The organism is Streptomyces sp. NPDC048278 (genome assembly GCF_040652195.1).
GTDB lineage: Bacteria > Actinomycetota > Actinomycetes > Streptomycetales > Streptomycetaceae > Streptomyces.
Genome location: NZ_JBEZLP010000019.1, coordinates 22,741 through 42,477 on the forward strand (window position 1 = coordinate 22,741; position 19,737 = coordinate 42,477).

18 protein-coding genes are annotated in these 19,737 nt (G+C 70.3%); 6 read left to right on the forward strand and 12 right to left on the reverse strand.

Annotated features, from left to right (window positions below; genetic code table 11):
• Window positions 1–1,444 (reverse strand): SRPBCC family protein (locus AB0D74_RS29105; RefSeq protein WP_362593323.1); only part of this gene is annotated, 1,444 nt, incomplete at its 3' end.
• Window positions 1,445–1,545: 101 nt separating this feature from the next.
• On the opposite strand from AB0D74_RS29105, the gene AB0D74_RS29110 reads away from it, so the two are divergent.
• The 6 genes from AB0D74_RS29110 (at window position 1,546) to AB0D74_RS29135 (ending at window position 7,282) form a co-directional block, all read left to right on the forward strand.
• Window positions 1,546–2,544, forward strand: coding sequence for a zinc-binding dehydrogenase (locus tag AB0D74_RS29110; RefSeq protein WP_362593326.1), 999 nt, complete (start codon window positions 1,546–1,548; stop codon window positions 2,542–2,544).
• The gene (locus AB0D74_RS29115) at window positions 2,541–3,488 is read left to right on the forward strand and encodes a 3-carboxyethylcatechol 2,3-dioxygenase (protein ID WP_362593329.1); all 948 of its coding nucleotides are present in this window, start codon (window positions 2,541–2,543) and stop codon (window positions 3,486–3,488) included. Before AB0D74_RS29110 ends, AB0D74_RS29115 begins: the two co-directional genes overlap by 4 nt.
• Window positions 3,485–4,288 carry a fumarylacetoacetate hydrolase family protein gene (locus AB0D74_RS29120; RefSeq protein ID WP_362593332.1) on the forward strand — a complete coding sequence of 268 codons (804 nt, stop codon included), beginning with the start codon at window positions 3,485–3,487 and terminating at the stop codon, window positions 4,286–4,288. Before AB0D74_RS29115 ends, AB0D74_RS29120 begins: the two co-directional genes overlap by 4 nt.
• Window positions 4,285–5,229: an acetaldehyde dehydrogenase (acetylating) gene (locus tag AB0D74_RS29125; protein ID WP_362593335.1), complete on the forward strand. Its 945-nt coding sequence runs from the start codon at window positions 4,285–4,287 to the stop codon at window positions 5,227–5,229. The genes AB0D74_RS29120 and AB0D74_RS29125 overlap by 4 nt, the downstream gene beginning before the upstream one ends.
• Complete coding sequence (gene dmpG, locus AB0D74_RS29130; protein WP_362593338.1) at window positions 5,226–6,248, forward strand: 4-hydroxy-2-oxovalerate aldolase; 1,023 nt, start codon at window positions 5,226–5,228, stop codon at window positions 6,246–6,248. Before AB0D74_RS29125 ends, dmpG begins: the two co-directional genes overlap by 4 nt.
• Before the next feature lie 179 nt (window positions 6,249–6,427).
• Entirely contained in the window at window positions 6,428–7,282 is an 855-nt protein-coding gene (locus AB0D74_RS29135) for an IclR family transcriptional regulator (RefSeq protein WP_362593341.1), read from the forward strand.
• Here AB0D74_RS29135 and AB0D74_RS29140 read toward each other — a convergent pair.
• From AB0D74_RS29140 to AB0D74_RS29190, 11 genes are all read right to left on the reverse strand, one after another.
• A complete protein-coding gene (locus AB0D74_RS29140) occupies window positions 7,273–7,884 on the reverse strand; it encodes an XRE family transcriptional regulator (protein WP_362593344.1) in 612 nt (203 codons plus the stop codon). The two genes, AB0D74_RS29135 and AB0D74_RS29140, sit on opposite strands and share 10 nt — an antisense overlap.
• A 167-nt stretch (window positions 7,885–8,051) precedes the next feature.
• Window positions 8,052–8,690, reverse strand: coding sequence for a TetR/AcrR family transcriptional regulator (locus tag AB0D74_RS29145; RefSeq protein ID WP_362593346.1), 639 nt, complete (start codon window positions 8,688–8,690; stop codon window positions 8,052–8,054).
• A gap of 83 nt (window positions 8,691–8,773) precedes the next feature.
• Window positions 8,774–10,378 (reverse strand): class I adenylate-forming enzyme family protein, encoded by a 1,605-nt coding sequence (locus AB0D74_RS29150; RefSeq protein WP_362593349.1) that lies wholly within the window; start codon window positions 10,376–10,378, stop codon window positions 8,774–8,776.
• Window positions 10,379–10,441: 63 nt separating this feature from the next.
• Window positions 10,442–12,094, reverse strand: a complete 1,653-nt coding sequence (locus tag AB0D74_RS29155; protein ID WP_362593353.1) for a CocE/NonD family hydrolase — start codon at window positions 12,092–12,094, stop codon at window positions 10,442–10,444.
• Window positions 12,095–12,246: 152 nt separating this feature from the next.
• Complete coding sequence (locus AB0D74_RS29160) at window positions 12,247–13,689, reverse strand: amidase (protein WP_362593355.1); 1,443 nt, start codon at window positions 13,687–13,689, stop codon at window positions 12,247–12,249.
• Window positions 13,686–14,171 (reverse strand): hypothetical protein, encoded by a 486-nt coding sequence (locus tag AB0D74_RS29165; RefSeq protein ID WP_362593358.1) that lies wholly within the window; start codon window positions 14,169–14,171, stop codon window positions 13,686–13,688. The genes AB0D74_RS29160 and AB0D74_RS29165 overlap by 4 nt, the downstream gene beginning before the upstream one ends.
• Window positions 14,172–14,202: 31 nt before the next feature.
• Window positions 14,203–15,015: an ATP-binding cassette domain-containing protein gene (locus tag AB0D74_RS29170; protein ID WP_362593361.1), complete on the reverse strand. Its 813-nt coding sequence runs from the start codon at window positions 15,013–15,015 to the stop codon at window positions 14,203–14,205.
• A complete protein-coding gene (locus AB0D74_RS29175; RefSeq protein WP_362593364.1) occupies window positions 15,012–16,010 on the reverse strand; it encodes an ABC transporter ATP-binding protein in 999 nt (332 codons plus the stop codon). Before AB0D74_RS29175 ends, AB0D74_RS29170 begins: the two co-directional genes overlap by 4 nt.
• The gene (locus AB0D74_RS29180) at window positions 16,007–16,867 is read right to left on the reverse strand and encodes an ABC transporter permease (protein ID WP_362593367.1); all 861 of its coding nucleotides are present in this window, start codon (window positions 16,865–16,867) and stop codon (window positions 16,007–16,009) included. Before AB0D74_RS29180 ends, AB0D74_RS29175 begins: the two co-directional genes overlap by 4 nt.
• Window positions 16,864–17,868, reverse strand: coding sequence for an ABC transporter permease (locus tag AB0D74_RS29185; RefSeq protein WP_362593370.1), 1,005 nt, complete (start codon window positions 17,866–17,868; stop codon window positions 16,864–16,866). The genes AB0D74_RS29180 and AB0D74_RS29185 overlap by 4 nt, the downstream gene beginning before the upstream one ends.
• Window positions 17,869–17,873: 5 nt before the next feature.
• Window positions 17,874–19,526, reverse strand: coding sequence for an ABC transporter substrate-binding protein (locus AB0D74_RS29190; protein ID WP_362593373.1), 1,653 nt, complete (start codon window positions 19,524–19,526; stop codon window positions 17,874–17,876).
• Window positions 19,527–19,737 lie beyond the last annotated feature (211 nt).

Genomic DNA, 19,737 nt, shown 5'->3' on the forward strand with positions numbered 1-19,737 from the left:
CGTACGACGTCTCGTGCGACGTCTCGTGCGACGTCTCGTGCGACGTCTCGTGCGACGTCTCGTGCGACGTCTCGTGCGACGTCTCGTGCGACGTCTCGTGCGACGTCTCGTGCCAGGCAGGGGTGTTCATCAGTGCGCGCCAGCGCCCGTAGAAGGCGCGGCCCGCGGCGTCGCTGTACAGCTCGCTGGTCCTGCCGGGGTGGCGGCCGTCCTCGCGTTCGGAGCCGAGACCCATCTGGTAGTTGAGCGCGACGCCGTTGGTGATGAAGCCGTTCGCGACGGCCTGCACCTCGCTCCAGTTCTCGCCGTCGTCCTGCTCGAAGATCCCGCTGGGCCCGAACGTCCGCAGGTTGTAGAGGCGTTGGGCCTCGCGGACCTCCTCCGGCATGGACTTGTCGACGACGGTCCAGGCCCACACCTCCATCCGGTCGGGGCCCTTGGGGTGCCAGACGCGGATGGAGCCGTTGACGGGGAGGTAGGAGAAGTTGGGGAAGACGGTGGCGTGGCCGTTGGTCAGCGGCCCCTCGACCCGGGCCTCGCCGAGGCGTTCGCGCAACGCGTCGTAGTCCGTCCACTGGTGCACGGTCTGCGCGTCGAACCGGTTCCTGGGGTGGACCGGGAAGCCGGCGCCGTGGCCGTTCGCGTCGGAGAACTGGCGGCCGGTGCGGTGCACGACCTCGTCCTTGGGCTTCTTGCCGGCCGGCGCCAGCAGCATGAGCGCGGAGGCGTGGCTCATGTTGACGTGGTACCAGTCGGTGGCGAACTGCTCGGCCGCCAGCTTCCAGTTGCCCTCCAGGACCCACTTGTGGACGCCGCCGACGACGGCCGTGCCCTGGTCGTCGTGGTCGAGCATGGCGTCCATGTACCAGGCCATGTCACCGAGCGACGCGCGCAGCGGGACCGGGTCCGGGTTCCAGGTGCCGAAGACCAGGCCGTGGTAGGTCTCCACGTGCGGGACCCCCACCAGACCCCACTGCCCCCCGTCGAAGTCGGCGGGGTAGCCCTCCTTGTTGGGCACGCTCACCAAGGAGCCGTCCAGGTTGAAGGACCAACCGTGGTACGTGCACGTGAAGTTGCGGGTCGTACCGAAGTCCGCGCGGCACACGCGGGCGCCCCGGTGGCGGCAGGAATTCAGGTAGGCGCGGATCCGGCGGTCGCGGTCCAGGGTCACGATGACCGGGTCCTCGCCCATGTACGTGGTGAAGAAGTCGCCCGGCTTGTGGAACTGGTCGGTGTGCGCGAGGAACAGCCAGCTCGGCGCGAAGACACGGCGCAGTTCCTGCCGGTACAGCTGCTGGTCGGTGAAGATCACGCGGTCCAACAGTCCGCCCTCGGTGTCGACGAGCCCGGAGACGTCGAGGTTCCGTGCCAGGTCTGCGGGGCGCCGCAGCGCCCCGCGCGGTGCCGCCGTGGCAGCGCCCTTGGGATCGTTCGTCGAGGTCATGGGCACAGGCAACAACACCGGCGAAAGGGTGTGCCATCCGTCGTGCCGTCCTGCGGCACACGCGCTGTCGGAGGTCGCCGCCTCCGGGAGAGCGTGGCCGCATGCTTGCCGCAACCGCCATCTCCCAGAGCGCCACGGACCCGCTGTCGGGGCTCGTCCTGGGAGAGATCCCGAAGCCCGAGCCGCGCCCCGGATGGTCCGTCGTCCGCGTGGTCGCCTCCTCCCTCAACATGCACGACCTGTGGACCCTGCGCGGGGTGGGCCATCCGCCCGAGCGGCTGCCCGTCGTCCTGGGCTGCGACGCGGCGGGCCACGACGAGGACGGCAACGCGGTCCTCGTCCATCCCGTGCTCGCGGATCCGGACGGCGGGCTCGGTGACGAGACCCTCGACCCGGGGCGTGCCCTGCTCTCCGAGCAGCACGACGGCGCCTTCGCGGAGTACCTGTCCGTGCCCACCCGCAACCTGATCCCCAAGCCGGAGTGGCTCACCTTCGACGAGGCCGCCTGCCTGCCGGTGGCCTGGGGCACCGCGTACCGCATGCTCTTCACGCAGGCCGGGATCCGGGCCGGGGACCGGGTGCTGGTGCAGGGCGCGGGGGGCGGGGTCGCCTCGGCCGCGATCAAGCTGGCGGTCGCCGCCGGGGCGGTCGTGTACGCCACCAGCCGCAGCGCGGAGAAGCGGGCGCAGGCCGAGTCCTGGGGCGCGCGCAAGGCCGTACCGACCGGGGAGCGGCTGCCCGAGCGGGTGGACGTGGTGATCGAGACGGTCGGCGAGGCGACCTGGTCCCACTCGCTGAAATCGCTGCGTCCGGGCGGCGCGATCGTGATCGCCGGTGCGACCAGCGGCACCAACCCGCCCGCCGACCTGGGCCGGGTCTTCTACCTCCAGCAGCGCATCCTCGGCTCGACCGGCTGCACCCGGGGTGAGCTGGTCGGCCTGCTGAAGCTCATGGACGCCACCGGCGTGCGCCCGGTCATCGACCGGACGCTTCCGCTCAACGAGATCCACAAGGGTTTCCAGCTGATGATCGACGGGCGGCTCACCGGAAAGCTCGTCGTCCACCCCCAGGCCGTCGACCCTCAGGAAGAAGCATCATGAACGCCGCTGCCGTGGGCCTGTCCCACTCCCCCTTGATCGGCAGGAACGACCCCGCGCCCGACGTCCTCGCCGCCGTCGAGGAGGCCGTCGAGGGCGCACGGTCCTTCGTCCGCGACTTCGACCCCGAACTGGTCGTCCTGTACGCCCCCGACCACTACAACGGCTTCTTCTACAAGGAGATGCCGCCCTTCTGCCTGGGGACCGACGCCAACGCGGTCGGTGACTTCGGTTCCACGGCGGGGCCGCTGTCGGTCGACACGGAGGCCGCGCGCGCCCTCGCCCGCGGTGTGCTCGACCGGGGCGTCGACCTGACGGTGTCCGCCCGGATGACCGTCGACCACGGCTTCGTCCAGCCGCTGGAGGTGCTCTTCGGCGGCATCGACAAGGTCCCGGTCGTGCCCGTCTTCGTCAACGGCGTGGCCACCCCGCTCGGGCCGGTGAGCCGTATCCGCGCCCTCGGTACCGCGATCGGCGAGGCGGCGGCCGGCCTGGACCGCCGTGTGCTCTTCCTCGGCTCCGGCGGTCTCTCGCACGATCCTCCGGTGCCGGTGCTCGACGGCGCCCCGCCGCGCGTGGCCGACGCCCTGATCGAGGGCCACCCGCCGACCCCCGAGCAACGGGCCCGGGGCGAGGAGCGGGTGGTCCAGGCGGGCCGGGACTACGCGGCCGGCTCGACGAAGATGATCCCGATCAACCCGGCCTGGGACACGCACGTGCTCGACACGCTGGAGAGCGGCCGGCTCGGCGACGTGGACGGCTGGACCGTGGAGTGGATGGGCGCCGAGGGCGGCGGCTCGGCCCACGAGGTCCGCACCTGGATCGCCGCCTTCGCGTCCCTCGCCGCGACCGGCGGTTACCGCATGACCTCCCGCTTCTACGCACCCATCCCCGAGTGGATCGCCGGCTTCGCGGTGGCCACGGCAGAACAGGAGCCGAACCGATGACGGAGCGCGAAACGGCGATCGGTGCCGCCGCGGAGCGGCTGCTCGCGGCCACGGCCGAGCGGAGGCCCTGTGCCCCGGTCCGCGATCTGCTGGGCCCGGTCGACGTCGACGGCGCCTACCAGGTCCAGCGCCGCCTCGTCGACGTCAGGCTGGCCGAGGGCGCCGTCGTCAGCGGCCGCAAGATCGGCCTCACCTCCCCCGCCGTGCAGCGGCAACTCGGCGTGGACCAGCCGGACTTCGGCGTGCTCTTCGCCGACATGGACGTTTCCGCGCACGCCGAGGTGCCGATGTCCCGGCTGCTCCAGCCGAAGGCCGAGGCGGAGATCGCCTTCGTGCTGGCGGCGGACCTGGACGGCGACGACCTCTCCCCGGCGGACGTGCGCGCCGCGGTCGCCTTCGCGGCACCCGCGCTGGAGATCGTGGACAGCCGTATCGCCGGCTGGGACATCACCCTCACCGACACGGTCGCCGACAACGCCTCCAGCGGGCTGTACGTCCTCGGGGAGGCGCGCCTGTCGCTCGACGCGTTCGAACCGCGCGCGGCGACCATGCGGATGTACCTCGACGACGTCCTGGTCTCCGAGGGGAACGGCGCCGCCTGTCTCGGCGACCCGCTCAACGCCCTGTTGTGGCTGGCCCGTACCGCCCGCGCCTACGGGGAGCCGCTGCGGGCCGGGCAGGTCGTCCTGTCCGGTGCGCTCGGCCCGATGGCCGCCGTCACTCCCGGCGTCACCGTCCGCGCGGAGATCTCCGCCCTGGGCACCGTCTCCGCCACGTTCAGCGACAAGGAGGCCTCATGAAGAAGACCAGAGTGGCCGTGATCGGTTCCGGCAACATCGGATCCGACCTGATGATCAAGGTCATCCGCCTCTCCGAGACGCTGGAGATGGCGGCCATGGTCGGCATCGACCCCGACTCCGACGGTCTCGCCCGCGCCCGACGGCTCGGCATCCCCGCGACGTCCGAGGGGGTGGACGGCCTGATCGCCCTGGACGGGTTCGAGGACATCGACATCGTCTTCGACGCCACCTCGGCCAAGGCCCACATCGCCAACGCGGAGCGCCTGAAGCCCTTCGGCAAGACGCTCGTCGACCTGACGCCTGCCGCGATCGGCCCGTTCGTCGTCCCTCCGGTGAACCTCGACGAGAACCTCGACGCCGAGAACGTCAACATGGTCACCTGCGGCGGCCAGGCCACGATCCCGATCGTGCACGCCGTGGCCCGCGTGACGCCGGTCCCGTACGCCGAGATCGTCGCCTCCATCGCGTCGAAGTCGGCCGGACCCGGAACCCGCGCCAACATCGACGAGTTCACCGAGACCACCTCGTCGGCCATCGAGAAGGTCGGCGGAGCCGCGCGCGGCAAGGCGATCATCGTCCTCAACCCGGCCGAACCGCCGCTCATCATGCGGGACACGGTCTTCTGCCTGACCGGCGACGCGGACCGGGACACGATCCGCTCCTCCGTCGCCGACATGGTCGCGGAGGTCGCCAAGTACGTTCCCGGCTACCGGCTCAAGCAGGACGTCCAGTTCACCGCCGTGGCGCCGGACGAGCCGGTGCACACCCTGCTGCCCACGGGCGCGCCCGAAGTGACCACCAGGGTCTCGGTGTTCCTGGAGGTCGAGGGCGCCGCCCACTACCTCCCCGCCTACGCCGGCAACCTCGACATCATGACCTCGGCCGCCCTGCGCACCGCCGAGCGCATCGCCCAGCACGCACGCCAGGGGGACCGGGCATGACCACGAACCTGTACGTCCAGGACGTCACCCTCCGAGACGGCATGCACGCCGTACGGCATCGCATCGAGCCCGCCGACGTGCGCCGTGTCGTCGCCGCCCTCGACGCGGCCGGTGTCGACGCCATCGAGGTGGCGCACGGCGACGGCCTGGCGGGCGGCTCGCTGAACTACGGCCCCGGCAGCCACACCGACTGGGAGTGGATCGAGGCCGCCGCGTCGGTCCTCGAACGGGCCACGCTCACCACGCTGTTGCTGCCCGGCATCGGCACCATCGCCGAACTGAAGCACGCCTACTCGCTCGGCGTACGGTCCGTCCGCATCGCCACCCACTGCACCGAGGCCGATGTCGCCGCCCAGCACATCGGCACCGCCCGCGAACTGGGCATGGACGTCTCGGGCTTCCTGATGCTCAGTCACATGGCCCCGGCCGGGAAGCTGGCGGAGCAGGCCAAGCTGATGGAGTCGTACGGCGCGCACTGCGTGTACGTCACCGACTCCGGCGGCCGGCTCACCATGGACGGCGTCCGTGAGCGCGTCCGCGCCTACCGCGACGTACTCGCCCCGGAGACCCAGATCGGCATCCACGCCCACCAGAACCTCTCGCTGGCCGTGGCCAATTCGGTCGTCGCGGTGGAGGCGGGCGTGACCCGGGTCGACGCGTCGCTCGCCGGGCACGGCGCGGGCGCGGGCAACTGCCCGATCGAGCCGTTCGTCGCGGTGGCCGACCTCCAGGGCTGGCAGCACGGCTGCGACCTCTTCGCCCTCCAGGACGCGGCCGACGATCTCGTACGACCGTTGCAGGACCGCCCGGTCCAGGTCGACCGCGAGACCCTCACCCTCGGCTACGCCGGGGTCTACTCCAGCTTCCTGCGGCACGCCGAGACCGCGTCACGGCAGTACGGGGTCGACGTCCGCAGCATTCTGCTGGAGGTCGGGAAGCGGGGGCTGGTCGGCGGGCAGGAGGACATGATCGTGGACATCGCGCTGGACCTGCTCCGGCCTGCTGTGGCCGGAGGATGAGGGCCGCCGCGAAGTCCTGACAGCCGGGGCGGGGAGACGAGGTCGGTCGTCTCCCCGCCCGCTGCCGTGGTCACGGTCACTCCGGTCGGCTCGGCCCTCCGTTTACATCCCCGTAGCGGTCATTTACATTGGACGTGCGTCCATCGAAATGGCCGCCTGGAATGCAACCGGAGCCCGTCATGCCCGTACCCTCACCCCTCCCGGCGCACACCGCGCCCGTACCGCAGCCCGCCTCCGGCCCCGTGGCGGAGCAGCAGACCGCGGTCGACAAAGCCCTCGTCCTGCTCAAGTCGCTCGCGGAGCTGGACGGCGAGGCCGGTGTGAGCGAGCTGGCCCGGCGCACCCGGCTGACCAAGTCGACCGCGTTCCGGCTGCTCGGCATCCTCCACCGCAACGACCTGGTGGAACGCGTGGGCAGCAACTACCGGCTGGGCTCCCAGCTCTTCGACATCGGCACCCGCGCCTACGGCCCGACCCCGCCGCTGCTGCGGGACGTCCTCATGCCGCACCTCGCGGACCTGTACGAACTGACCCACGAGACCGTGCACCTCGCCGTCCTGCACGGCACCGACATCGTGTACGTCAACAAGATCCACGGCCATCGCGCGGCCCGCTCCCCCTCGCAGGTCGGCGCACGTCTGCCGGCGTACTGCACGGGTGTGGGCAAGGCCCTGCTGGCCTTCGACCACGACATGGCGGAGGCGGCCGTCGCCGAGGGGCTGCCCGCCCGCACCCCGCACACCCTCTCGGACCCCGACCGGTTCCGTGCGGTGCTGCGGCGCATCCGCGAGGACGGCGTCGCCTACGACCGCCAGGAGGCCGCGCCGGGCCTGGCCTGTGTGGCCGTACCGATCATGGGGGCGGCGGGCCGGCCGGTGGCGGCCCTCTCCATCGCGGGCGCCGACGCCCGCTTCGACCCCGCCCGTTTCACCCCGGCCCTGCGCCGCGTGGCCCACGAGGCATCCAGGGCCGTCCTCGCGGCCCGGTCCCGGCAGGAGCCCTCGGGGCCCGCCCGGTCCGCGCTTCAGTGCTGACCGTTGCCGTGCGTCCGGGCGAGGTTGACGCCTCCGGTACCCGGCTGCACCCGCGGCACACTGACGACCACGTGGACGACGCTCTCGCCCTCCAGCGACTCGTACGCGTGGGGGCGGTCCCCCGGGTAGCGCACGAAGTCGCCCGCCGACAGCTCCACCGGCGAGTCGACCGGTCCCACCCGGACCCGGCCGCTGATCACGTACAGGTGCTCCAGTGTTCCCACCGGGTGCGCCTCGGACGGCTTGACCGTGCCCTGCGGGTCGCGGGCGACCCGCACGAGGTAGTTCTCGATGACACCGGACCCGTAGATGTGGTCCAGCGAACGGGATTCGTAGCCCCCGTGGTCCTGCCAGACGACCTCGTCGGCGCGCTGGACGGTCATCACCTGTTCCCGCTCCGCCACCAGCCGGGTGACGGGCACGCCGAGGGCGGCGGCGATGGAGAACAGCGTGTCCACCGTGGGGTTGCCGGTTCCCTGCTCCAGCTTGGACAGGGTCTGCTTCGCCAGCCCTGCCTGCCGGGCCAGTTCGGCCAGGGACAGACCCCGCTGCTCTCTGAGAAGGCGCATGTTGCGCGCCACCACGGCGTTTCCTGAGGACACGCCCCCACTGTAGGCCCAGGCCGCCGGCCCGAGGACACCTGCCCGCTCCGTCGGCCCTGCTCAGAGGTGCACCGCGACCCCCGAGACGCGCGGGCATCGGCGCCCCCGTCCACCGCCGATGCCCGTGGCTCCGCCGCCCCTCGGCACTCCGCAGCCGAGCGGGGGAGTCACACGTCCGTCGCAGGTGCCGCCGTTCTCCCCGCCCGCACCCGACCCGCCACCGAGGTGGGCCGGATGTTCGACGTCAGCCTCAACGCCTTGAGGAAGCGTTCGAGGGCCTCCAGTTGCCGCTCTGGCGTCCAGATCTCCGGGTGTTCGGCCACGGAGAGCACCATGCCGCTCCCCCACACGCGCATCTGGTCCACGATGGCGTCCCGCTCCTCGGGTTCGACGAAGTCGGACACCGCTTTGGCCAGCACGGACCGCATGGCGGTCTCCATCTCGTCGAGCCATTCCCGGATCGCCGGGGAGGCGTCCTGATGGGCGACGAGACTGATACGGCCCCGCTCGTTGCGCACCTCCTCCTCGGACAGCGGGAGGAACCAGAGCATGACCGCGCGCAGCCGGTCGTGGGGGTCCTCGATCGACATCAGCTGTTCGCTGAACTTCCTCGCGTCGTCGAGTACGACCTCCAGCACTCCGGACAGCAGCAGGTCGCGGTTGGCGAAGTAGTGGGTGATCAGGGTGATGGAGCCGCCCATGCGCTTGGCGAGATTACGGAGGGTCAGCTCCTTGTAACCCTGTTCTCCGAGGATGGCCAGCGTGGCCTCGACGATCTCCCGGACGCGTTGTTCCCTGTCGATCACGCGCGGCATTGTCTCTGCCCCTCCTCCGATGTATATCGGTCACTATATAGACCGGGCGGTGTCTCCTCCCGGCGTCCGGGCAGTCAGTTCCCCGCCCGGGCCGGCGGACGCAGGTCGACCACTCCGGTGCCGAACGGCTCGGGCTCCGAGCGGAGGACCGACTTGGCCGTCTTCCCGCTCGGGGTGTGCGGCAGCCGGTCGCGGAACTCGACGTAGCGGGGCACCTTGAACGCGGCGAGCCCTTCCCGGCACCACTGCGCGACCCTCTCCGCGGACAGGGTCGCACCGTCCTCCAGGACGATGACGGCCTTGACCTCTTCTCCGCGGTCCGGGTCCGGGACCGGGACGACTCCGGCCTCGGCGACCTCGGGCAGTTCCATGATGCGCAGTTCGACCTCGGCGCAGGAGATGTTCTCCCCGCTGCGCTTGACCATGTCCTTGATGCGGCCCTCGAAGTAGTGCAGACCGTCGGAGTCCTTGCGGACCAGGTCACCCGTGCGGTACCAGCCTCCGGGCAGGAACAGTTCGGCGTTGGTCTCCGGCCTGTTGTGGTAGCCCAGCATCATGCCCTTGCCGCGCAGGCACAGTTCCCCGGCGACGCCGGGCCCGGCCTCGTCCCCGTTCTCCGCGATGATCTTCGTCTCCCGGGTGGGCCAGGCCAGGCCGATCGTCGGTGTGCCGGTGAGATCGGTGCGTTCCCAGGGCACGAAGGTGCCGTTCCCGGCCTCGGTGCTGGCGTACCAGTCCCGTGCCAGCAGGCCGAAGCGCTTCTCCAGGCCGGTGTGGGCGCTGCCGGAGACTCCGGAGACCGGCGCCTTGCCGATGGCGAGGTGCTGGTCGGTCGCCCCGGCGGGCTCCGCCAGCATGAAGTCGTCGAGCCAGGCGAAGTCGATCTCGTGGTCGGTGAGCCATCCCATGAACTTCCGGCGGCTCAGCCCCTTGGTGACGTACAGGGCGCCGCCACCGGCCAGGGCCATCATGAAGTACGCCTGGTTCTGCATGTAGTAGAAGGGGTGGTCGGCCAGGAGCCGCTGCGGATCGTCGAACAGCGCGCTGGAGTAGACGCCGAACTCGGTCCAGTACTCGTGGGTGAGCAGACAGCCCTTGGGCAGGCCGGTGGTCCCCGAGGTGAACTGGATGTTGACGACGTCCAGGGTGCCTGCCCGGTGGGTGCGTGGGGTGATGTCCGTGCTCATCAGTACGGAGAAGTCCGGGCCGGTGCCGGGCACGGCACCGCCGACGGGTATCACCCGGTCCATGGGGACCGGGCCCACGGAGCCGTCCCGCGCCAGGCGTTCGATCGTCTCGCCTTCGGTGATCAGCCAGGTGGCGTCGGCGTCGCCGAGGACGAAGTCGACTTCACGGGCGGTGTACTTGCTGTTGAGCGGGACGGCCACGGCGCCGGCCTCGATGACGGCGAGCCAGGCCAGCGGGAATTCGAGCTGGTTGCCGAGCATGATGCCGACCTTGTCGCCGGGCTCGACGCCGCCTGCCTCCAAGCCGGAGCGCACCCGTGCGACCAGCATGCGCAGTTGTGACCAGGTGTGCTCGCTCGGCCGGCCCTCGATCAGCTTGACCGCGAGCCGGTCTCCCCAGCGCCGCGCCGCGAGGTCCAGCGCGTCCGGGATGGTCAGGTCGAGGAAGTCCCGGTGGTGCGGGGCCAGATCGATCTTCAGGTTGTTCGTCATCGAGGTCCAAATCTCACGAGGGGTGAGTGTCGGGTGGGGCGGGTGCGGAACACCGACGGGCCGTCAGGCCTGTGGGGCGGGCAGCGTGGTGAGGGTGAGCCGGAGGCCGTCGGGCCCGCCGAGGCGGACGGCCGTGGTGGATGCGGGGGCCGCGGTCGCGGTCCAGGCGTCGGAGCCGTCGCCGGTGTTGAACATGAACTCCGGGTAGTCGCTGCTCGCGAGGTGCAGCCTGAGGCTGTGCCCGGGCCGCAGCCGGTAGCCGGCGTGCAGGAGGCTGACGTGGAAGTCCTTGCTCCCTTCGATGTCGGTGAGCCGGACCTGGCCCCGTGCGACCAGGGCTCCGGTCCCGTCCGGTGCCATGTCGAGGAGACGGGCGTGCAGGTCCGTGCTGCGGTACTCGACCGTGAGGGTGCCGTGCAGGTCCACGGGCCCGGCCAGCACCAGCCCGTCCGTGAAGGGTTCGGTGTCCACCGAGGCGACGTCGGACCTGGTGGTGTCGGAGGCCAGGTCCCTCGCCCCGGCCACCAGGGCGAAGGGGTTCTCCGAGATCGACGGCACGAGATCCTCGGGGCGCGCCGACCACCGCAGGACGCGGTCGTCGCCGGTCGGGGCGGAGGTCACGAAGCCGGCCCGGCGCTCCTCCTGACCGGGCGCCGCGTACAGCTCCGTCCGGCCGCTGGACGGGGGCGGCCACGCCTCGGCCGTCCGCCATCCCTCTCCGCACACCTCGTAGGCGACCCGGGGTGTCTCCGCGGCTCCGGACCGCCCGAGGCAGTGGTCGAAGAACTCCAGGGTCGGGTCGACGATCCGCGGGATGAGCCGGGCCCGTGCCTCCGCGGACCGCGAGGGGTCCATGTCCGGGGTGATCGGGACGTCGGCGAGCCGGTTGTTCTCGTGGTCGACGGCTTCCAGACGCAGGTGGAGCCGAGATGCCCACCGCGGGTGCCGCAGCAGCCGCTGGATGTCCGGCCAGGACCACACGGCGCAGTTGTCGAACCATCCGACGGTGAACAGCACGGGCAGCGGCGGGGCGTCGAGGAGGTCGTCCACGCTCGGGCCGCGCAGCCCGTCCGGCTCCTTGAGGTCCGTGTCGTAGCTGACCGACCTGCGGCCGAGGGCGCCGAAGAACTGCTCGAACTGGTCGGCGAGCGGTCGTGCCGACCAGTCGGGCTCCCAGAGGTAGGTGTCCCGTTCCACGTAGTGGGTGGCGAAGTAGCCGCGGCGGCTGGTCTGCTCCACGGTCGTCGCGTCGGGCGCCTCGTCCACCACGCAGGCGAGTCGGGTGCCCGTGAGCCTCGGGGAGATCGCGCGCAGCGCCGGATGCCCGGAGGCCGCCGCCGCGAGCTGGGTCAGCCCGAAGTAGGAGTCGCCGGTCATGACGACGTCTCCGTCGCACCAGGGCTGCCGGCAGACCCAGTCGACGGTGTCGTAGCCGTCGGACACCTCATGGATGCCGAACTCCGTGGCGCCTTCGGAACGGAACTTGCCGCGGACGTCCTGGACCACGGCCGCGTAGCCCCGGCCGGTGACGTACGCCGCGATCTCCGGCATGAAGCAGTACCCGCCGTTCTTGTCGTACGGCAGGCGGACCAGGACGGCGGGCCAGGGTCCGGTCCCGGACGGCAGGTAGACGTCGGTGGCCAGCCGGGTTCCGTCCCGCATGGGGATCCGTACGGACTGGGCCTGTTCCGGGACCGGGCCCGGTTCGACGCGCATGAATTCCACTGGCTTCCGCCTCTCGGGGGTGTGGTGTGCCTTCTCGGCGCGCGAGTTTTCTATAGCAAGTGCTACATAAAAGCTCGACGGGTCGCCCCGAAGGGCGTCGCAGCGTCTGCCAAAGCCCCGGGGGCGACGGCGGACGGACGGTCTCAGGCGATCGGCGGCCGGCGCGCGGACCAGGCGGTGATGTTCTCGAAGGCGGCGGCTGCCGCGAGAACGGCCGCGTCCGCCCGGAGCGGTCCCATGATCTGCAGCCCGACCGGCAGACCGGCCTCCGTGAAGCCGCAGTTGACGGTGATCGCGGGCAGCATGGCGTGGGTCGGGGACTCGGTCATCCGGTGGAAGTCCAGCATGGGGTTGGCGACCGGCTTGCCGTTCACGTGCGTGTTGCCGGCCTCGACGCCCGGGTGCGGGAAGGCCGGGACGGGCATCGTCGGGGAGACGAGCAGGTCGTGGTCGCCGAGCACGCCGAGGAAGGCCTGCAGGATCTGCGTCCGGACGACCTGCTCGACGTGGAAGTAGTCCATGGCCGACATGGTCCGGCCCACGGCGGCGATGCTCCGGATCGCCGGGTGGACCGGAAGGTCGCCGAAGGTTCCTCCGGTCGGCGTGGGCATGGCCATCATGGCCGCGAAGGCCGGGCCGTAGATCTTGCCGAAGTAGTCGATGGGGTCGGGGACGCTCATCTCCACCTGCTCCACGTGGGCGCCGCCGGCGGACTCCAGCGTGCGGACCGCCTCGTCCACGACGGCACGCACCTCGTGATCGATCTCGGCGCTGCCGAAGTCCGGGGAGTAGGCGATCCGCAGACCGGCCACGGTGGGGTTCAGGGTAGCCGCCTCGAAGCTCTCGCCGGCGTACGGCAGGCCGAGCGGGAACCTCGGGTCCGGTCCGGCGGTGACGTCCAGGAGGAGCGCCGAGTCCCTGACGTTGCGGGTCAGCGGGCCGACGACGGACGTGGTGTCCCAGAGGCTCTCGCTGCCCGGGATCCGGTTCGGGGTGGACTTCAGCCCCACCACACCGCAGCACGCCGCGGGTACGCGGATCGACCCGCCGCCGTCCGAGCCCCAGGCGAAGGGCGCGACACCGCAGGCCACGGAGGCGGCGGCGCCACCGCTGGAGCCACCGGAGGTGTGCGTCGGCGCGGCCCAGGGGGTGGACGTCCTGCCGCTCACGTCGGAGTCCGTGATGCCGAGGAGTCCGAAGGGAGGGGTCGTGGTCTTGCCGACCAGGATCGCCCCGGCGGCCTTGAGCCGGGCCCAGGAGACGTCGTCGTGCTCGGGAACGTAGTCCTTGAAGGCCTCGGCGCCGAAGGTGGTGCGCACCCCCGCGGTGGAGGTCAGGTCCTTCACCGTGATCGGGACGCCGTGCAGCGGCCCGGTCTCGTCACCGCGAGCGATCTGCCGTTCGGCCTCCTTGGCCTGTTCCAGCGCCTGTTCGGCGACGACGGTCACAAAGGCGTTGATGTGCGGCTCGACCTTTTCGAGCTGCCCCAGAACGGCCGTCACCGCTTCCGTCGGGGACAGCTCCTTCGCGCGGATGGCCTCGGCCATCCGGTGGCCGGGCATCCAGACGATTTCCTCGCTGCTCATTCTTCGGCTCCTCCGGTTTCAAGCGTCCACAGAACACGCCATTCGGCGACCATCGCCGGCCTGGCCCGGCCCTCGACCTCGTAACTGCATTCCAGGCACACGAGATATCCGCCCTTGCGGGGGGTCACTTCCCGGACCGTTCCCCGTACCCGGAACCTGTCGTCGACGGTCAGCGGGCTGACGAACCGCACCCGGTCGAGGCCGTAGTTCCAGCCGCTCCACCGGGGATCGTCGATGTGGACGACCTCGTTGACCAGGTGGTCGAGGAGGGCCAGGACGTAGAACCCCTCCATCAGTCCCGCGGGGAAGTTCCCGCCGTCCAATGCGTGCTCGTTGTCCACCACATAGGTCACTTCGTCGAAAGCCGAGTTGCGTTCGGCCGATGCGCTGAACCAGCTTCCGATGAATTCACGCCCGACGATCGACGGAGCATCGCCCCACGATACGGAAACCATTTGTACATCTGAAGTCGGTGCAGTCACGTGCGACCTCCTCGTATTCGAGTGCGTGTTTTCAGGGAGCAAAGGCGGTCTGCGTACGGCGGCGGGGTACCCAGCCGGGCCTCGGTACGGCGTCGATGAGGAGGCGGGTGTACTCCTCGGCCGGGTTGCCGAGGACGTCGGCGGTCCGCCCTTCCTCCACCACCCGGCCGTCCCGCATCACCAGGCAGCGGTCGCTGATCTGCCGGACGACCGCCAGGTCGTGGGAAATGAACAGGTACGTGATGCCGGTCTGCCGCCGGATGTCGATGAGCAGGTTGAGCACCTGCGCCTGGACGCTGACGTCCAGGGCCGACACGGCCTCGTCCAGGATCAGCAGCTTCGGTTCCATGGACAGGGCCCGTGCGATCGCGACGCGCTGGCGCTGGCCGCCGGAGAGGTTGCCCGGGAGTTCACCGGCATGCCGCTCGTCCAGCCCGACCTGCGTGAGCAGTTCGACGACTCTCGCCCTCCGCTCGGTGCGCCCGAGCCTGTGGTGGAGGTGCAGGAGTTCCTCGATCGCGCTGCCCACCCGCTGGCGCGGGTCGAGCGAGCCGAACGGGTCCTGGAACACCATCTGGGCACTGCCGGGCCCGCGCCGCCGCCCGCGGCGGTCGGACGGCTGCCCGGCCAGCGTCACCGTGCCGCCGTCCGCCGTCTCCAGGCCGGCGACGATGCGGGCCGTCGTGGTCTTGCCGGAACCCGACTCCCCCACGATCGCCAGGCAGGAACCCTCGGGGATGTCGAAGGAGACGTCGTCGACCGCGACGTGTTCGTGTCGGCCGCCGGCGGTCCGGGTGGTGAAGACCTTCCGCAGGCCGCGGACCGCAAGGAGGTTGTCGGTCATGCGGGCTCCTTGACCAGGACGTCGGAGAGTTCTTCGGCGCGGTGGCAGGCGACCTGGTGGCGGCCGAGGGTGCGGAGCGCCGGGCGTTCCTGCCGGCAGTGTTCGGTGGCGAACTCGCAGCGTGAGGCGAAGACGCAGCCGGTGCCCGCCTCGAACGCGGACAGCGGGCGGCCGGCGATCGGCTTGAGCTCCTCGACCTCGTCGATGCCGGGGCGGGAACGCAGCAGGCCGACGGTGTACGGGTGCCGGGCACGGGAGGAGATCTCCGTGGCCGTTCCCGTCTCCACCACCACGCCCGCGTACATCACGGCCAGGGAGTCGTTGATCGCCGCCGCGAGGTCCAGGTCGTGGGTGATGAAGAGCATGCCCAGGGAGCGGTCCCTGATCTGCTCGGAGAGGATGGCGACCACCTCGGACTGGACGGTGGGGTCGAGTGCCGTGGTGGGTTCGTCGGCCAGGACGAGGGCCGGAGAGGGCATCAGCGCCATCACGATCATCATGCGCTGGAGCAGGCCGCCGGAGAGTTCGTGGGGGTACTGGCCGAGGCGGCGGGAGGCGTCGGGGATGCCGACGTCGCGCAGCAGCGAGCAGGCGAGGTCCAGGGCTTCGTCACGGGTCATCTGCCTGGACGCGACGACGCCTTCGACGAGGAAGTCGCCCATCCTGACGAGGGGATTGGTGTGCGACCGGGGGTCCTGGTGGATCATCGAGACGTCGCGGCTGCGGTAGGCGGCCCAGCGCTTGCGGTCGTAGGTCGCCAGGTCCTGGCCGCGGAACCGGACCTCGCCGAAGGTGCGCGCGCCCTTGGGAAGCAGGCCCATGACGGCCTTGGTCGTCATGGACTTGCCCGAGCCGGACTCGCCGACGAGGCCGACGGAGACGCCCGGTTCGATGCGCAGGCTCACGTCGTGGATGACCGTGCGGCTGGGGGTGCCCCGGCCGCGGCCGGGCAGTTCGATGCGGAGGTGCTCGATGTCGATCAGTGGGGAGTTCATCGCTGCCCTCCAGCGCGGGTGCCGAGACGTTCGCCGAGGATGTTGAACGCCACGACCGAGATCAGGATCATCAGGCCCGCGCACAGGCTCTGTTGCAGGGCTCCGTCGAGGAGTTCGGACTGCCCCTCGCTGACCATCAGGCCCCATTCCGCCTGCGGCGGCTGGATGCCCACGCCGAGGAACGACGCGGCGCCGAAGTCCATGAGGGCGGAGCCGAAGCTGATCGTCGCCTGGGCCAGCACCAGGGGGATGAGGTTGCGCAGCACATGGCGGCTGCAGATCCGCCAGCCGGTCATGCCCGCGAGCCGGCAGGCCTCGACGTAGGCCATGTTCCGCTGGGTCAGCGCGCTGCTGCGGACGACGCGGGCGATGTACGGGGTGTAGACCAGGGAAAGGGAGAGCACGGGGGCCCAGAAGCCGCCGCCGAACACGGCCCCGGCGACGATGACGACCAGGATCCCGGGCATGGCGAACAGGACGTTGAACACCTTGGACAGGAGCGAGTCGGCCAGGCCGCCGCGCCAGGCGGCGAGGATGCCGAGTCCGGTGCCGAGGGTGAGGCTCAGGGCGACGATCAGGCCGGGGCCGGCGAAGCTGAGCCGGGCGCCGTACAGGATCCTGGTGAGGATGTCCCGGCCCAGCGCGTCGGTGCCCAGCAGGTGGTCGGGGCCCGGGCCCTGGCTGGCGGCGAGGATGTCGGTGTCGCTCGGTCCGTAGGGCGCGACCAGCGGGCCGAACAGGGCCACGAGGACGAGCAGGGCGCAGAGAACCCCGGCGGCGAGGAGGATCGGGTCGGCCGTGCGGAGGGCGCGGCCGGCCCGCGATACGCGCGAGACGGGCAGCGGCAGAGTGGTCATGAGCTGCCCCCTGCCGAGCGGGACCGCGGGTCGAGCAGCATCTGGGCGATGTCCAGGACCGTGGTGACGGCGACGAAGATGACGACGATCAGCATCGAGATCGCCATGACGACGGGATAGTCCTTGTTGGTCACGCTCTTGATGAGCAGGGACCCGATGCCGTCGACGGCGAACGCGGTCTCCACCACGACCGCTCCGGCCACCAGGCCCGCGACGGTCAGTCCGGACGCCGTGATGACGGGCAGCGCGGCGTTGCGCAGCACGTGGCGCCGGAAGACGATGCCGCGGCTGAGCCCGCGGCCGACGGCGGTGGCGACGTGGTCCTTGTTCACCTGCTCGTGCACCGCGGCCGTCGTCAGCTGGGCGACGTAGGCCGTCCAGCCCAGGGACAGGGCGATGGCCGGCAGCAGCAGGTGGTGGAGGTGCCCGGTGAATCCCTCGCCGGATCCGTAGGTGGGGAACCAGCCGAGCTTCACGGCGAAGACCCCGATGAGGATGCTCGCCGAGACGAAGGCGGGCACCGACAGTCCGATCCCGATGAGCCCGCTGATGAACGGACGCCAGCGGTCGTTGTAGCCGCTGAACGCGCCGACGGCGACTCCTGCGACCACGATGATGACGGCGGCGAGGGCGACCAGCGTCAGCGTGGTGCCGATCCGCGGCTCGACGAGCCCGGAGACGTTCTGCCGATAGGTGATCGACCGTCCCAGGTCGCCCTGGACGGCGTGCAGGAGCCACTTGCCGTACCGGACGGGCAGGGGTTCGTCCAGGCCGAGTTGGTGGCGGGCGGCGGCCCGCTGTGCCTGCGTGGCGCGCTGGCCGACGATCTGGTCGACCGGGTCGCCGGGGGTGAGGGAGAGCGCTCCGTAGATCAGGAACGAAGCCGCGACCACGGTGGCGCAGGCCCCGAGCAGGCTTCGCCCGGCTGCTCGCAGCACGGGCGGGCCGGGCAGGCGGACCGTCCGTGCGGTGACGCGTTTGGTCAGCGAGGTTGTTGTCATCGGGGTCACTTCGCGGATCCGATGAAGGCCATGTTCGGCATCGACCAGTAGGCGAAGGAGGTGACCGCTCCGGCCAGCCGCTTGTTCAGGAACGTGACCGTGTCGGTGGCGACCAGCGGAATCGTCCCGTTGACGGACTCCCACCGGTCCTGGGCCTGGATCACGAGTTCCGCCCGCTTCTTCGCGTCGAAGGTGCTGACAGCCTCCTTGAGGAGTTCGGCGGTCCGCGCGTCCTTGTAATCGGTGTAGTTGTACGGGGAGTTCGGCAGGTAGTTGAAGAGGGCCGGCTCCAGCGGATCGGCCACGGAGTTGAAGTTGGAGCCGAACATGTAGTCCATGTCCTTGCGCTTGCTCGCGTCGTAGCCCGCCTGCTGGTAGGCCAGCGCCCCCATGCTCTGCAGCTTGAGGTTGATGCCCGCCTGCTTGGCCTGCTGCTGTATCAGCTGTGCCATCCGCGCAATGGTCGGGTCACCCGCCTGGTACGCCACGACGAGCTCCTGGCCCCGGTAACTCGACGCCTTCACCAGCTTCTTGGCCGCGTCGATGTCGTAGGACCGGACCTTCTTGAACTTCGCGTAGGCCTTGGCGTAGAGAGCGGTCTGGTCCGAGGGCCAGGTCCGCGGGGTGAGACCGGTGTACAGGGGCTGACCGGCACCGTGGTAGACGGCCTTGACGATGGCCTCGCGGTCGATGGCTCGCTGGAGGGCGGCGCCGAGTTTCGGGTCGGCCGTCGCGCCGCCCGCGTTCGCCACGTTGAGACCGGTGCCCTGGGTGGAGGGGCCGAAGTACAGGCGGCCTTCCTTCGACTTCTCCAGGGCCTGTATCGCGTTGGGGGGCAGTTCGTAGGCACCGTCGATCTCACCGGTGTCGAGGGCCTGGGTGAGTGCGTTGGTGTCGGTGACGAAGGTGAACTTGACCTTCTTGGCCTTGGGGATCCGGGTCGTGTCCCAGTAGCCGTCGTTGCGGGACATTGTGATCGAGTTGCCGGACTTCCACTGGTCCAGTGTGAAGGGACCGCTGCACATGACTCCGCCGGCGGCGGTACCGAAGTTCTTCCCCGCCTTCTCGGCATAGGCCTTCTCCACGACGACACCGGAGATGTTGGCCATTTCCGAGTTGAACTTCTCGTCCGGCTCGGAGAAGGTGACCGTGACCTCCTTGTCGCCCGTCGCCCTGATCGACTTCACGGACTGGAAGAAGGAGCTGACGACACTGTTGGCCTTGGCCCGGCCGAGACTGTAAACGACGTCCTCGGCGGTGACCGGCTTCCCGTCCCAGAATTTCGCCGTGTGCAGGCGGTAGACGAGCTTGGTCGGAGATTCCCGCTCGAAGGTGGCCAGTCCCTCCGACAGGTTGTAGTCCGCGTCGTAGCGCACCAGTGTGTCGCAGAGGTTCATGACGACCTGGCCCCCGCCGTAGGTGGCGGCGTTGGGCGGGTCGAGGGTGTCCGGCTCGCCGCTGGTCAGATTCCAGGTCACCAGGTCGACACCGCCCTTGGCCGCCTCGCTCATGGAGACGAGTCTGCGCTGCTCACTGCCGGTGCCGGACGAGCTGCCGGATCCGCCGGAGCAGGCACTCACCAGCACGGTCAGGGTGACGGCCGCGCCGGCGAGGGCCGATGTGCGACATCGTGGAGAGGGGGTCACGGCCAGGGACATAGAGGTCTCCTAGAAGTGTGCGGAACGACGCTCCAAGAGCGCCTCGCGTAGGGCGACAGCCCTTACATAACACTCACTATATAGCGCCTGCTATTTATAAGCACCAGGTTCACGCGAGCTTTACAGAGCTGTTAGCTGCGGGCATCGGAGAACCGGGACGCCCCATCGCGACACCACCGGCAGTGGGCGCCGCAGATACGGACTCCGTGCG

Bases quoted from the DNA above. Each gene is read 5' to 3' on its own strand.
- AB0D74_RS29125 (WP_362593335.1), top strand. From the start codon at position 4,285: ATGAAGAAGACCAGAGTGGCCGTGATCGGTTCCGGCAACATCGGATCC.
- dmpG (WP_362593338.1), top strand. From the start codon at position 5,226: ATGACCACGAACCTGTACGTCCAGGACGTCACCCTCCGAGACGGCATG.
- AB0D74_RS29160 (WP_362593355.1), bottom strand. From the start codon at position 13,689: ATGAGCAGCGAGGAAATCGTCTGGATGCCCGGCCACCGGATGGCCGAG.
- AB0D74_RS29155 (WP_362593353.1), bottom strand. From the start codon at position 12,094: ATGCGCGTCGAACCGGGCCCGGTCCCGGAACAGGCCCAGTCCGTACGG.
- AB0D74_RS29135 (WP_362593341.1), top strand. From the start codon at position 6,428: ATGCCCGTACCCTCACCCCTCCCGGCGCACACCGCGCCCGTACCGCAG.
- AB0D74_RS29150 (WP_362593349.1), bottom strand. From the start codon at position 10,378: ATGACGAACAACCTGAAGATCGATCTGGCCCCGCACCACCGGGACTTC.
- AB0D74_RS29175 (WP_362593364.1), bottom strand. From the start codon at position 16,010: ATGAACTCCCCACTGATCGACATCGAGCACCTCCGCATCGAACTGCCC.
- AB0D74_RS29110 (WP_362593326.1), top strand. From the start codon at position 1,546: ATGCTTGCCGCAACCGCCATCTCCCAGAGCGCCACGGACCCGCTGTCG.
- AB0D74_RS29170 (WP_362593361.1), bottom strand. From the start codon at position 15,015: ATGACCGACAACCTCCTTGCGGTCCGCGGCCTGCGGAAGGTCTTCACC.
- AB0D74_RS29185 (WP_362593370.1), bottom strand. From the start codon at position 17,868: ATGACAACAACCTCGCTGACCAAACGCGTCACCGCACGGACGGTCCGC.
- AB0D74_RS29120 (WP_362593332.1), top strand. From the start codon at position 3,485: ATGACGGAGCGCGAAACGGCGATCGGTGCCGCCGCGGAGCGGCTGCTC.
- AB0D74_RS29115 (WP_362593329.1), top strand. From the start codon at position 2,541: ATGAACGCCGCTGCCGTGGGCCTGTCCCACTCCCCCTTGATCGGCAGG.
- AB0D74_RS29190 (WP_362593373.1), bottom strand. From the start codon at position 19,526: ATGTCCCTGGCCGTGACCCCCTCTCCACGATGTCGCACATCGGCCCTC.
- AB0D74_RS29180 (WP_362593367.1), bottom strand. From the start codon at position 16,867: ATGACCACTCTGCCGCTGCCCGTCTCGCGCGTATCGCGGGCCGGCCGC.